General features: G+C 69.1%; 10 protein-coding genes. 3 read left to right on the top strand and 7 right to left on the bottom strand.

The genetic code is table 11. The features are described from left to right. Window positions 1-34: 34 nt before the first annotated feature. Together ACT3UL_RS04735 and ACT3UL_RS04740 are read right to left on the bottom strand one after the other, a co-directional pair. A complete protein-coding gene (locus ACT3UL_RS04735) occupies window positions 35-583 on the bottom strand; it encodes an NYN domain-containing protein (protein ID WP_193117724.1) in 549 nt (182 codons plus the stop codon). A 124-nt stretch (window positions 584-707) separates the two neighbouring features. Further along, window positions 708-1,958, bottom strand: coding sequence for an IS256 family transposase (locus ACT3UL_RS04740; protein WP_444576983.1), 1,251 nt, complete (start codon window positions 1,956-1,958; stop codon window positions 708-710). 1,213 nt (window positions 1,959-3,171) lie between these two features. Between ACT3UL_RS04740 and ACT3UL_RS04745 the strand changes: the two genes are divergently transcribed. Further along, on the top strand, window positions 3,172-4,761 hold the full coding sequence (locus tag ACT3UL_RS04745; protein WP_444576984.1) for an HNH endonuclease signature motif containing protein: 1,590 nt from the start codon (window positions 3,172-3,174) through the stop codon (window positions 4,759-4,761). 21 nt (window positions 4,762-4,782) lie between these two features. Here the strand turns inward: ACT3UL_RS04745 and fdhA are convergent, their stop codons facing one another. The 5 genes from fdhA to ACT3UL_RS04770 all read right to left on the bottom strand — a co-directional run bounded on the left by fdhA (window position 4,783) and on the right by ACT3UL_RS04770 (window position 9,998). After that, window positions 4,783-6,009 carry a formaldehyde dehydrogenase, glutathione-independent gene (gene fdhA, locus ACT3UL_RS04750; RefSeq protein ID WP_193117726.1) on the bottom strand — a complete coding sequence of 409 codons (1,227 nt, stop codon included), beginning with the start codon at window positions 6,007-6,009 and terminating at the stop codon, window positions 4,783-4,785. 151 nt (window positions 6,010-6,160) lie between these two features. Further along, window positions 6,161-6,487, bottom strand: a complete 327-nt coding sequence (locus tag ACT3UL_RS04755; protein WP_444576985.1) for a DUF2249 domain-containing protein — start codon at window positions 6,485-6,487, stop codon at window positions 6,161-6,163. 212 nt (window positions 6,488-6,699) lie between these two features. Beyond that, window positions 6,700-7,761 (bottom strand): Gfo/Idh/MocA family protein, encoded by a 1,062-nt coding sequence (locus ACT3UL_RS04760; RefSeq protein ID WP_444576986.1) that lies wholly within the window; start codon window positions 7,759-7,761, stop codon window positions 6,700-6,702. A 56-nt stretch (window positions 7,762-7,817) separates the two neighbouring features. Further along, entirely contained in the window at window positions 7,818-8,717 is a 900-nt protein-coding gene (locus ACT3UL_RS04765; RefSeq protein ID WP_444576987.1) for a sugar phosphate isomerase/epimerase family protein, read from the bottom strand. Between the two features lie 105 nt (window positions 8,718-8,822). Beyond that, window positions 8,823-9,998, bottom strand: coding sequence for an ROK family protein (locus ACT3UL_RS04770; protein WP_444576988.1), 1,176 nt, complete (start codon window positions 9,996-9,998; stop codon window positions 8,823-8,825). A 173-nt stretch (window positions 9,999-10,171) separates the two neighbouring features. On the opposite strand from ACT3UL_RS04770, the gene ACT3UL_RS04775 reads away from it, so the two are divergent. Both ACT3UL_RS04775 and ACT3UL_RS04780 read left to right on the top strand, forming a co-directional pair. Continuing rightward, on the top strand, window positions 10,172-11,674 hold the full coding sequence (locus ACT3UL_RS04775; RefSeq protein ID WP_444576989.1) for a protein adenylyltransferase SelO: 1,503 nt from the start codon (window positions 10,172-10,174) through the stop codon (window positions 11,672-11,674). 265 nt (window positions 11,675-11,939) lie between these two features. Next, window positions 11,940-13,361, top strand: a complete 1,422-nt coding sequence (locus ACT3UL_RS04780) for a mechanosensitive ion channel (RefSeq protein WP_444576990.1) — start codon at window positions 11,940-11,942, stop codon at window positions 13,359-13,361. The last annotated feature ends 265 nt before the right edge of the window (window positions 13,362-13,626 follow it).

A 13,626-nucleotide genomic window follows, 5' to 3' on the forward strand; every position in this document is an offset into this window, starting at 1 on the left:
GTGGGGGGACGCTGAGGCGCCCCCCGACCGTGCCTCAGATGAACTCGAGCGGATCGAAGTCGTCGATGTCGATGATCCGCACGCGGGGCAGCTTGCTGGTGAACGCGGCGACGTCGTACTCGAGGTCGTGGAACTCGATGCCCGGGATCTCCTGGAGATCCGCGGCCATGAACTCGCGGAAGCCCACGAGAGCGGTGCGGCGGTCCGGCGTCGCCGCCAGATCCGTCATCTGCGGGACGAAGTCCTTGTCGTGGCTGACCAGCATGACGTCCGCCGCGCGCGACTGCAGCGCCTCGGCCGTGCGCTGGATAGCGATGTCCACGACCTTGCCCTCGCCGCGCAGCGGGACCGTCTTGTAGCCCAGCGCGATCAGCGCCTGGACGAAGCCCGACGGCAGGCTGTCGCCGACCGCGAGGAAGAACAGGCCCTTGACGGGCTGTGCCCACGAGACCTCGGCGTGGTGGAGAAGCTTGTTCCAGCGCGGACGCTCCTCAGGCTGCGGCCGACGGCCGAGCACGGAGATGCCGAGCGTGGCGTCGATGTTCTCGCCGTCCACCAGGAGGTATGTGGTGCGTTCTGTCATGCCTCGACCTTACGCGCTCGGGAGGGCCGACGCGCGCGAGGACCGACCCGCGCAGGGGCGGACGTGCGGGAGCACGAACGGTCAAGTCCCTGGTAGTGGTGTAGCGATCCTTCGATGAGGAGGGTCAGGCTGTCAGTGCGGGCAGGGCATCAGTGTTCACCTCGTTCACGGAGTCGGTGACGGTGATCGTCAGACGGCAGCGGGCCAGGACGTCGAGGCCGAGGTAGCGGCGGCCTTCGGCCCATTCGTCGGTCTGCTCGGCCAGGACCGCGCCGACGAGGCGGACGATCGCGTCGCGGGTGGGGAAGATCCCGACCGAGTCGGTGCGCCGACGAATCTCCCGGTTCAGGCGTTCGGTGGGGTTGTTCGACCAGATCTGGACCCAGACGTCCTTGGGGAAGCCGGTGAACGCGAGAACATCAGCCCGGGCGGCGTCGAGGTGCTCGGCGACGTCGGGAAGCTTCTCGCCCACGTAGTCCAGCAGCCGTTCGAACTGGGCGTTTACCGCCGCGGCGTCGGGCTGGTCATAGACGCTGTGGAGCATCGCTTTCACGGCGGGCCACATCCCCTTAGGACAGATGCTCATCAAGTTCGCGGCGTAGTGGGTGCGGCAGCGCTGCCAGGACGCGCCAGGCAGATGCGCGGCGATCGCCTCCACCAGCCCGGCATGCGCGTCGGAGGTGACCAGGCGGACTCCGCCCAGGCCCCGGGCGACGAGGTCGGCGAAGAAGCTGCTCCACGCCGCTCCGGTCTCGGAGGTCGCGACTCGCGTGCCGAGCACCTCGCGGTGCCCGTCCCCGTTCACGCCGACCGCGAGCAGGACGACCGCGTTGATCACGCGCCCACCCTCGCGGACCTTCATCGTCAGCGCGTCGGCGGAGACGAACGTGAAGGGGCCGGCCGCGTCCAGGGGGCGGTGGCGGAACTGCTCCACATGCTCGTCCAGATCCGCGGCCATTCGGCTGACCTGGGACTTCGAGAGGCTGTTGATGCCGAGGGTCTTCACCAGCTTGTCCATGCGGCGGGTGGAGACGCCAGCGAGGTAGCAGTCGGCGACGACCGTGATCAGGGCGGATTCGGCGCGTTTGCGCCGCTCGAGCAGCCACTCGGGGAAGTACGTCCCGGAGCGGAGCTTGGGGATCGCGAGGTCGATCGTGCCGACGCGGGTGTCGAGGTCGCGGTGGCGGTAGCCGTTGCGCTGGGCAGTCCGGTCCGGGCTGGACCGGCCGTATTCCGCGCCGGCGACCGAGTCAGCGTCCGCGGAGAGGAGCTCGTTGATGATCGTCTGCAGCATGCTGCGCATCAGATCCGGGGAGGCTTCGGCCAGGGCTTCACCGAGCAGGCCGGAAGGGTCGACAATATGAGGAGCGGTCATCGTGATGACTCCGTTCGAGGATTCTGTGGAAGGTTGACTCGAAGGATCACACGGTGACCGCGCCCACGTCCGAGACGATCACGAGGCCACCGCGCTACACCACTATGCGGGACTCAACTGCACGAACGGGGCACAGACGACTGCGGGCGGAGCACGGGCGGGCAGGTTGTGACACGAAGGGACACGGGGGAGACACGTAGGGACATGGAGGGGTGCGTGGGGACACGGAGGGACATGTGGGGGCACGGATGGACATGGTGTGACACGGAGAAATGGGTAGACGGGGCGGACGCACCGGAAGATGCGCAGCACCCCGGCCGGTGGATCCGCGTCGAATTGTCCTCCACAATGATGCTCCATCCACATTCTCAGCCCGGGGCTTGACATTCATAATGAGGCATCTTCGAGTCGGTCCGGCGGGTTATCGATGTCGATGGAGTCTTCGTCGACGTGGCTCATTGCTGCGCCTCGATGGCGAGTCTCGATGGCGAGACCGGCGAGACCGGCGAGACCGGCGAGACCGGCGAGACCGGTGAGGCCGGTAGGACCGGTGGCACCGGTCGGGCTGGTGCGGCCGGTGAGGCTCGAGGGTGAGCTGTGCCGAGTCCGGAGCGTGTCTTGGCGGGAACTCCACGCCACTTCGCCCGCGTGAAGGATGCGCGGAGATCTCCCCCTCAGAGGTCTTGTTCCGAGGTCTATCTGACATCGATGTGAGGGGAGCTCAGGCGTCGACGTGAAGGCCTCTGACCTGGATGGATGCCTATCCAGGGGCACGTCGGTCCATCGCGTCACCTGCCCATCGCGTCACCGCGGGACCTGCCGAGCTCGCTCCACCTTCGCGTCGCCTCGTTAGAGCGCGCCGCTCCATCGCCTCCGCTTTTGCGCTCACGCGCTGTCTTCACCCCGCCTCTCCGCCGAGCCTCGGCGCTCTCACCGTCACGCTGGCTGCCCTGCTGCCCTGCTGCCCTGCTGACCGTTCCGCAGGCTGTTTAGCTGGCCGTCCCGCTGGCTGCCCGACCATCTGCTCATACCGTCGTCCGGCGGTCGACCTCTCCTCCCCACAGGGTAGTTATCCACAATTCTTCCCCGCCACGCGCCCATTCCGTGAAATGTCGGAGCTGCGATATAGAATGAAGGTATTCGGTCGTAGGGTAGCCACCGAGAGAATCTGCGGACGGTTCTGATCGGGTCGTCGGAAGTCGAGGAGGGCGTCATGGGTGAGGAACTGCAGGGAGACATCCCCACCTGGCCCGTGCGCGCCCGCATCGAGCTCACCGAAGAGCGCATCGTCGAGAACGCCGAGGCGGAGGAGGACGAGGGTCAGGCTGTCTGCGTCCGGGCGATCTTCGGCTCGATGCGTGAGCGCGCGAAGCTCTATGCGGAGCAGATGCTGCTGCTCACGGAGTTCTTCACCCGTGATCCCGATGCGTCGGGTTGCCTGGATGATGCCGACATCTCCGCGATGAAGGTCGCCCTGGGACTCCGCTGCAGCATCCCGCAGGCAGAGGCTCAGATCCGCGATGCCCACCGCAGCGTCGAGCTCATGCCGCTGACCTACGACGTGCTCGCCGCCGGTGATCTGCCCGAGGACTTCCACCACTATCTGCTGCGGCGGATGCGCCGGCTGAGCGACGAGCAGGTCGGGATCGTCGACGCGCACGTGGCGGGTTGGGACCTGCGGTCGATCTCCCGCAGCCAGTTCGAGCGTCATGTGCGTCTGCTCGTCGCCCTGGTGAGCGCCGGGTCGCTCACCATGCCGCAGTCACCGGTGCGGGACGTGCGGCTCGACATGACAGATCCCGAGAGTGGCACCGCGACGCTCCTGGTCAGCGGGCCTATCCCGGAGATCACGGCGCTCGCGCATCGTCTCGACGTCAGCGCGAGGGACGTGCAGAAAGCCCAGCGCCATGCCCTCCAGGACGAACTGGAGGGGCCGCTGCCCTTCGATATCGACGAGAACATTCGGGAGCGGGGACGGCCGCTCTCCCTGGCCACGTTGCGCTATGCAATCCTCACCCACTCGATGCTCGACATCGACCCGGTCCAGGAGACGTCCACGGCGTACAAGATCCTGGTCACCGTGCCGGCGATGACGCTGATGGGGCTTGAGGACGCACCCGCCACGCTGAACGGGATCACGCCGATCCCCGCGGAGCAGGCCCGCGACCTCGCCGCAGGCCACAGCACTTGGCAGCGGATCCTCACCGACCCGATCACCGGCGCATACCTCCCGGTCGTGGCGGAGACCTACCAGCCCACCGCTCAGATGCGCCTCCAGCTGCGCCTGCGGCACCCGGTCTGTGCGGCCCCGGGCTGCGCAAGGCCCACCGTTCTCGCCGCCGAGGACGACCACATCCTCGAATACGACCACGAGCATCCTGACCGGGGCGGGCCCACCAGCATCTGGAATCTCCACCGACTGTGCTGGCTGCACCATCAGCAGAAGACCGCCGGGCGCACCGATCCGGTTCGGGCCCCCGAGGACCCGGAAGATCACGCACGGGACGCCGCCGGTCGCAGACCGATCGGGACCACCTGGAACATCGACCGGGAGATCCGTGCCCGCACCCGCGAGGAACGGGATCTCCTGACCCCGATCCTCGCGACGCTCCTCGCCACCGCCTGGGAGCAGCATCAACGTGCCCATGCCGACGCCGCCCGGCTGCGTGAGGAGCAGGAGCGGACGCCCCCGGCAGAGCGCAGCGCCGAGGAACGCCGCAGCGTCAGGAGGCGGGCGGAAGGTTGCCCGCCCGCTCCGCCACCGAAGCCCTCGGATGGTTGGGACGACCCGCCGCCCTTCTGACCGTGCCGATGATCGTTCCGGTCAGAGCGCCTCGACCTTCCCGGTGACACCATGAGGATCGATGACGTACTTCTTGGCGATGCCCGCGTCGAACTGGGCGTAGCCCTTCGGGGCGTCGTCCAGGGAGATGGCGGTGGCGTTGACGGCGTCCGCGATCTGCACCTTGTCGTGCAGGATCGCCTCCATGAGTTGACGGTGGTAGCGCATCACGGGGCACTGGCCGGTGGTGAACGACAGCGACTTCGCCCAGCCCAGGCCGAGGCGCAGCGACAGCGATCCCTCCTGGGCAGCCTCGTCGACGCCGCCCGGATCGCCCGTGACGTACAGGCCGGGGATGCCGAGGGCGCCGCCCGCCCGGGTGACGTCCATCAGCGTGTTCAGCACGGTCGCCGGCGCCTCGCCGGCATCCTTGCCGTGGCCGCGGGCCTCGAAGCCGACGGCGTCCACCCCGGCGTCGACCTCCTCGCGGCCCAGGATCCGGGTGATCCCCTCGCGGGGATCCTCCTGGGAGACATCGATGGTCTCGCAGCCGTGCTTCGCGGCGTTGGCCAGGCGGTCCGCATTCATGTCCGCCACGATCACGACCGAGGCGCCGAGCAGCTGCGCGCCGATCGCGGCGGCAGTGCCGACGGGGCCAGCACCGGCGATGTACACCGAGGAGCCCGGGCCGACCCCGGCGGTGACCGCGCCGTGGAAGCCGGTGGGGAGGATGTCCGAGAGCATCGTCAGGTCGAGGATCTTCTCCATCGCCTGGTCCGCGTCCGGGAACTTCAGCAGGTTCCAGTCCGCGTAGGGCACCAGCACGTACTCGGCCTGTCCGCCCACCCAGCCGCCCATGTCCACGTAGCCGTAGGCACTGCCGGGCCGGTCGGGGTTCACGTTCAAGCAGATCTCGGTGCGGCCCTTCTTGCACAGGGAGCAGCGGCCGCAGGAGATGTTGAAGGGCACCGAGACCAGGTCGCCCTTCTGGATGAATTCGACGCCGGGTCCGGTCTCGATCACCTCGCCGGTGATCTCATGTCCCAGCACCAGACCCTCCGGGGCCGTGGTGCGACCGCGCACCATGTGCTGGTCGGAGCCGCAGATGTTCGTGGTGACGACCTTGAGGATCGCGGCGTGGGGGAGCTTTCGGCCGACGTTGTCCGGGTTCACCCCCGGACCGTCCTTCAGTTCATACGTCGGGTAGTCGATGTCGACCACATCGACCTTGCCGGGTCCCTGATAGGCGATGGCGCGATTGCTGGTCATGGGAGGCCTCCTTGCCTGATGGGCGGCCTGTCCGTGCCCGGTTCCACCGGGGCGCGGCCACCCCCTCCAGACTCTGTGACCGGCGTCACGATGTCAATATGTCGGCGAGCGATGCGCGCGAACGGACAGGAGCCTCTCGGGGGGGGGACGCTCAGCCCTTGCGCGTCAGCCGCAGCACCCATTCGTCGGGCCCGCTGACCAGGTAGTCGATGTCGACACCGGCGTCATAGCGTGCCTGGGCCTGGGCGAGCAGCGGCTTGGGGTCGTGGGGTGCCACGAGATCCATCGAGAAACCCGGCCGGATCGAGTCCAGCGCCCCGAGGACTGCGGCGTGACGGATGGAGTGAGGGATGGCGGCGGCGTCCAGGCGCGGCACCTGCGCGTCGTCGTGGTCATGGCCGGAATGCTCGGCATGGCCGGACGTGCCGTGCGGGGAGGCGGACGAGGACGAGCCGGGGAACGGGAGATTCTGAGTCATGGACCCATGTAACTCCACATTCCCCGGCTCGTGGGGGCCGTCGTCGGCTGGATCGGCTGGGCGACCGGATCGACGGGATCGACTGGATCGACTGGATCGACTGGATCGACTGGATCGACTGGATCGACTGGATCGACTGGATCGACTGGATCGACCGGATCGACTGGATCGACTGGATCGACTGGGCGACCGGATCGGCCGGACCTCGGCTGTCAGACCAGCGAGATCTCCTGGCCGGACTCGGCGGAGGCATAGATCGCCTCGAGGATGCGCACGATCTCGACACCGTGCCAGGCCGGGGCGACCGACTCGGCGCGTCCCAGGCCCGCGTCCACGAAGTTCTGGATCTCGTTGGCGAAGCCGACGCCGAACTCGAAGGTGCGCGAGGCGATCTGCGGCTCGATGTTCACCACGGAGTCGTGCATCTCGGTGGCGATGTGCAGCGCCGGCTCGAGCTCCGCGCCGCCCTTCTCCCCGTAGACGGACACGTCGATCGAGTCCTTCGTGGCGTGCAGCGAGTACGAGCAGTCCAGCAGCAGCGAGGCGCCGTTCTCGAAGCGGATCACGGCGTTGGCGAGGTCCTCGACGGTGTTCTTGCTGGGGTCGTAGTCCGCCGCCTTGTAGCGCGGCATCGTGGTGACGTTCCCGCGGCTGCCCAGCTTGTCGTAGGTGTTGCCGCTGACGGAGACCACCTTGGGGGAGCCCATCAGGTACCAGCACAGGTCCAGCACGTGGATGCCGATGTCCAGCAGCGGACCGCCGCCGGAGATCTCCTTGTCCGCGAACCAGCCGCCGGGGTTGCCCACCCGGCGCATGCAGCTGGCCTTGGCGTAGTAGATCTCGCCCAGCTCATCCGCGTCGATGAAGGACTTCAGCACCTGGCAGTTGGGGGAGTGGCGCCGCACGAAGCCGACCTGCACCACGCGGTCGTGCTTCTCGGCGGTCCGCTGGATCTCCTCGGCCTCGGCGACGGTGCGGGCGATCGGCTTCTCGACCAGCACGTGCTTGCCGGCCTCGATCGCGGCGATGGCCCAGCTCGCGTGGGAGTTGTTCCAGGTGCAGATGCTCACGCCGTCGATCTCGTCGTCCGCGAGCAGCTCGTGGGGATCCGCGTAGGCGCGCTTGGCGCCGAACTTGTCGGCCACGGACTGCGCGCGCTCGAGGTTCATGTCCGCGACGGCGATCAGCTCGACGTCGGCGTTCTCGGAGTATGCGGTGAGGTGGGACTGGGCGATGCTGCCGGCGCCGATGACGCCGACTCGGAACTTCGTCATGATCAGGGGGTCCTTAGGGGTGGAAAGGTGGTGCGGTGAAAGGTGTGACGTGGGGGTCAGGCGTTCTCGAGCAGACGGCGGGCGTTGGCGATGCCGCGTTCGCAGCCCAGCAGGCAGTCCTCCCAGCCCTCGAACTCGATGGAGGCGTAGCCGCTGTAGCCGGAGGCCTTGATGGCGCGGGCCACGGCCGGCAGGTCGATATCGCCGTTGCCGACGACCGCACCGCGCAGGTGCTTGCCGCCGCGGCTGCGGAACCAGCCGTCGCCGGGGGCGGCGTCGGCCGGACGGATGTAGAAGTCCTTGAAGTGGACGACCATCGCGTACGGCAGGTTCTGGGCGACGGAGACCTCCGGGGCCTCGTCGACGCAGACGAAGTTGCCCACGTCCAGGGTGGTGCGGAAGTTCGGCTCGTCCACCGCGTGGATGATCCGACGCACGCGATCGGCGGCCTGCACGAAGAAGCCGTGGTTCTCCAGGCTCGTGGTGATGCCCTTGGTCGCGGCGTACTGGGCGACCTCCTTGCTGGCGGCGACGATCGAGGGCAGCGCCTTCTCGAACTCCGGGGTGTCATCGCCCTCGAGGCCGGGATGGCCCACCACGTCGTGGCGCATCTGGCGGATCCCGAGCGTCTCGGCCAGGTCCACGTACTTCTTGATGCGGGCCACCTGGGAGGCGAGCTCCTCGGCATCGTCGGTGAAGAGGTTCGCGCCGATTGCGAGGGTGGACAGCGGCACGCCGGCCTTCTGGGAGACGGCGCGGATCTCCTCGACGTAGGCGGGATCGGAGTTGATGGTGGGGATCGCCGAGTCGGCGTCGTCGCCGAGGGAGGCGAGCTCGAGGTGCTCGCCCTCGCTCGCGGCCACCCACTCGATCACCTCGGGCAGGGTCATCTCGCCCGTGGAGAGCTTGGAGTGGAAGCTGTAGGAGCTGAAGCCGAGGCTGATGCCGGTGGTCATGGTGTGTTCCTTCGCGAGAGGGTGCTGGGGGTGGAATCGGTGGCGGTGGCGGTGGCGGTGTGGATGTCGTGGGGGCTGGACGGGCCGGTGCAGGTGGGGGCGCTCTCAGGAGAGGGTCGCGACGGGCTCCTCGCTCGAGGGCGAGGACGAGGACACGTGGGCCGGCGCGAAGGCGCTCCACGGCGCCGGCACGCCGGGCACGCCGGCGATGCGGGAGGAGCCGTGCTCGAACGCTCGGCCCAGCGCCCCGGTGAGGGAGCCGTCGGTGGTCAGGCGCGCGGCGACCACCTCGGGCCGTTCGGGAGTCATGAGCAGGTGATGCAGGCTCCGGCGCAGCGGACCCAGCAGGGCCTCGCCCTCCCGGGACAGGCCGCCGCCCACGACGACCAGCTCGGGGTCGACGGTCAGCAGCACGGTCGCGATCCGGGGCGCGATCTCCTCGCAGAAGGCGACGATCTCCTCCTGGGCGGCGGGCTCTCCGGCCGCCGCCCGCTCGAGCAGCGGGCGGGCCTCGTCCCCGGTCGACCAGGTCAGGCGCCCGCGCCGGGACGTGCTCGTCCAGCGCATGCCGCGCTGGCTGCCGAGCTCCCCGGCCAGCCGGTGGCTGCCCTGCAGGATGGTGCCGCCCACGATCAGCGCCACCGAGATGCGGTGACCGATCTGCACATAGGCGATCGACTCGGCGGGGGGCCCCAGATGCCGCTCCGCGAGGGCGGCGAGCTTGATGTCGTTCTCGACCACGACGTCGGCCTCGAGGAGGTTCTCGAGCTCACGGGTGAGATCCCGGCCGACGAGACCGGGCAGGGCGAGGCTCCGGGCGACGCGACCGTCGGCCCCGACGATGCCGGGCACGGCGACCCCGATCGCCGCCGGGGCGGTACCGGTCTCGCGCAGTGCGTGCTCGATCGCCTGGACGGGTTCCCCGCCCTCCATCGGCACCGTGGCGCGGGCGATCTCCACCCCGGCGGCGTCGGTGACCGCGCAGGTCGCGGAGCGCTCGCCGAGATCGATGGCGGCGACGGAGCGGGCCGAGGGGTCGAGGGCGAAGCGCCGTGCGGGGCGTCCGGGCTGCCCGGCGCGGGCGGCGGCCGTGGTCGCGAGCACGGTGGTGCCGTTCGCCGTGAGATCCTGCAGCACGCTGTCCACGGTGGGGCGCGAGAGCATGGTGCGAGCGGCGAGCTCGGCGACGCTCAGGGGCCCTGCGGCGTCGCGGAGGGCGAGCACGCAGTCGCGGGCGTTGGCCTGACGCACGACTGACGAGCTTCCTTCGATCCCGCTCATCGAGCTCCCTCGCTCTCGTCGTCCCGTGGTCGGCGTTGCGACGCCGGGCCCCGGGCCCTGTTTTGCAACCCGGTTGCACATTATCGGGGACCAGTCTTCGTTCTGAGGCCGCCCGGTGTCAAGAGAGGGCTTTCCCCTGGCGGCGGTAGCGTGGCGGGAAGGAGGCGATTGCCATGGACGATCAGGTCCTGTCCCAGACCTATGCCGCCGCTCTGCCGGAGCTCTCGATCCCCTGGCAGGCGGACGCTCCGCCGCGTCCCGAGCTGCTCTGGCTGAACGAGGAGCTCGCCGGTGAGCTCGGCCTTGACCCGGAGCAGCTGCGCACCCCCGATGGGATCGCCCTGCTCACGGGACAGGTGGATGAGCAGGGGTGCCCGCGACCGTCCCTCGCGCATGCCCCGGAGCATCCCTTCACCACGGCGCAGGTCTATGCCGGCCACCAGTTCGGGAATCCCAATCCGCAGCTCGGGGACGGCCGCGCCGTGCTGCTCGGCGATCTGCGCGGGCCCGCCGGCAGTCGTCATGACCTGCACCTCAAGGGGGCCGGGGCCACGCCCTTCGCCCGCGCCGGCGACGGCAAGGCGCCGCTGGGGCCGATGCTGCGGGAGGCCGTCGTCGGCGAATCCCTCCACGCGCTCGGCGTGCCCACCACCCGCGCCCTCGCCGTGCTCGGCACCGGGGAGCAGATCGCCCCGCGCCAGGGCGTCACCCCGGAGCCGGGCGCGATCCTGGTGCGCGCGGCGGCGAGCCATCTGCGCGTGGGCACCTTCGAATACGCCGCGTGGCACCTCGGCACCGAGGTCCTCGAGCGCCTCGTGGAGTACGCGATCGAGCGTCACCACCCGGCGGCGCGCGCTGCGGCGAATCCGTCCCTGTCCCTGCTCGAGGCGGTCGTGCAGGAGCAGGCGACGCTGCTCGCGCAGTGGATGCTCGTGGGCTTCGTGCACGGCGTGATGAACACCGACAACATGACCATCTCCGGCGAGGGCATCGACTACGGGCCCTGCGCCTTCCTGGACCGGCATCGCCACGGCGCCGTGTTCAGCTCGATCGACCGCGGGGGCCGCTACGCCTACGGCAACCAGCCGGGCATCGCGCTGTGGAACCTGTCCCGGTTCGCCGAGACCCTGGTGCGGCTGATCGACGAGGACCCGGATGTCGCCGTGGAGCAGGCGACGGCGGTGCTCGAGCGCTTCGAGCCGACGTATCTCGACGCGTACGCCCGGGGGATGGCGGCGAAGCTCGGGATCCCGACGGCCGACGGGGGAGGCCGGCTGGATGCCGTCCGCTCGATGGGCGCCGAGATCCTCGCGCTCCTCGAGGAGCAGCAGGTGGACCACACGGGCTACTTCCGCGCCCTGAGCGACGGGGACCCCTCGGCCCTCTTCGCCGATCCGACGCCGTTCCGGGCATGGCACGAGAGGCTGCTCGAGCTGCGGGGTGCCGGGCCTGCGGCGGACGAAGCCCGGGCGGGGATGACGCGCGCGAACCCCGTGCACATCCCGCGCAACGTGCACCTGGACGCCGCCCTCCGAGCCGCTCACCTGGGGGACCTCGACCCGGTGCTCACGCTCTTGGACGCCGTGCGCGAGCCGTTCGAGCGTCGCGCCGAGCATGCGCACCTCGAAGGGCCCGGAGACGGCGGCGAGGACTTCCTGACGTTCTGCGGGACGTGAGGCTGCGGGACAGCGAGGCCCCGGGACAGCGAGGCTGCGGGGCGTGAGGCCGAAGGACGGTGAATCATCAGATCTCGGACAAAAACGACACTCGAACAGGAATCGGTATTCCGCTCTCACCTGCAGTTCTGGACGTGACGTAGGTCATAAACCATGCTCTTCATGAAGGAATCGTGAATGTTCCTTGGCCGATGACCGACCGGTTTACCTCAGGGCCGTCGGACGTGATCGGTGACCATCTTCCCCTCGAGCTCCGGAGGTTCCCGTGGATTCCCTATCGAACGTCGACTGGGCGGGGTTGGGACTGAAAGTCCTCGCTGCCGTCGTCATCATCATCATCACCGCGATCTTGGCCATGCTGGTCAAGAAAGGCGTCGCAAGCCTGACGCAGAAGGTCCCGGCACTCCGGCGGCCCGGCGTCGACGGAGCTGCTCTCGGCAATTCGCTCGGCACGATCGCCTCGATGGTCATCTGGCTGCTCGGTCTGATCCTCATCCTGGGGATCTTCCAGCTCTCGCAGGTGCTCACGCCCGTCATCGGGATGCTCGAGCAGGGCCTCGGGTTCATCCCGAACATCATCGGCGCCGTCTTCGTCTTCATCATCGGTCTGACGATCGCGAAGATCGTGAAGGCCCTGATCGTGACCGCGCTGAACGCGGTGGACTTCGGGAAGCTCCTGGGCACCGCCCAGTCCGGCTTCGACAAGGCCACCGGCGGCGTGACCTCCGCCGCTCGTCCGGCTGCGGCCGCCCAGGCCCCGCAGGGTGCACAGACCCAGACCGCACCTCAGGGCCAGGCCGGCCATCCGGGTCAGCCCGGTCAGCAGTCCGGGCATCCGGGACAGGCCCCGCAGGGTCGCCCCGCCGCTCCGGCGTCGAAGGTGCCCGAGATCCTCGCTTCGGTCGTGTTCGCCCTGATCATGATCGTGGTGTCCATCGCGGCGCTGCAGATCCTGGGCATCGCGTCGATCTCCGACCCCGCCTCCGCGATGCTCACCTCGGTGTTCACCGCGATCCCGAACATCATCGCCGCCGTGGTCCTGGTGGGCATCGGTGTGCTCATCGGCCGCTTCGTCTCCGGGCTGTTCCGCCCGATCCTCGAGAGCTCCGGCATCGATGCCTGGCTCACCAAGCAGGACATCCTCCCGGAGGGCTCCTCCGCCACCCCGACCGTGCTGCGCGTGGTCGAGATCGCCGTGGTGCTGTTCTTCGCCGTGATGGGCGCCCAGGCCCTGGGCTTCCCGCAGATCACCGCGATCCTCAGCCAGATCCTCGAGCTGGGCGGCAACGTGCTGTTCGGCGGAGCCATCATCGCCGCCGGCTTCTTCATCGCGATGATCGTCGGCAAGGTGCTGCGCGGCACTGCCGGCACCATCGTGAAGTGGGCCGTGATCGTCCTGTTCGTGGCCATGGGCCTGAAGTCCATGGGCGTGGCCGACTCGATCATCGAGATGGCCTTCGGCGCTCTCGTGATCGGTGCCGCCGCCGCCGCGATGCTGGCCTTCGGTCTCGGCGGGCGCGACGCCGCGGCCCGTCAGCTCGCCAAGCTGGAGAAGGCGCAGGCCCACAAGCCTGCAGCCTCGGGCACGGCGACCGGCTCGACCGGCCCGGCGACGGCTGCCGGCCCGGATGCCTCCGGGCCGGCTCCGTCGGCCGGACCTGCGGTGCTCCCGCGCCCGCAGGACTGATCCACTCCCTTCGCTGCCCGCTTCCCCGCATCGCAGCGGTCTCGAGGCCGTCATGGTTCCGCCATGGCGGCCTCGAGGCGTGCAGAGCAGGCTCTGAGCAGGGCGGGAGAGCTGCGAGAGATCCACGGGAGAGCCACGGAAGAGTTCCGGGAGCGACCGGTGGAACCCGTGGAGAGCACGGTGCTACGGTCGGGAGCACAGGCGGTCCGGAGGTCGACGTCACCGCACGCCGGACTCCGCCGCCGTCCCTCTCGACGGAAGGTGA

The organism is Brachybacterium sp. 107, from assembly GCF_052379725.1.
Taxonomy (GTDB): domain Bacteria; phylum Actinomycetota; class Actinomycetes; order Actinomycetales; family Dermabacteraceae; genus Brachybacterium.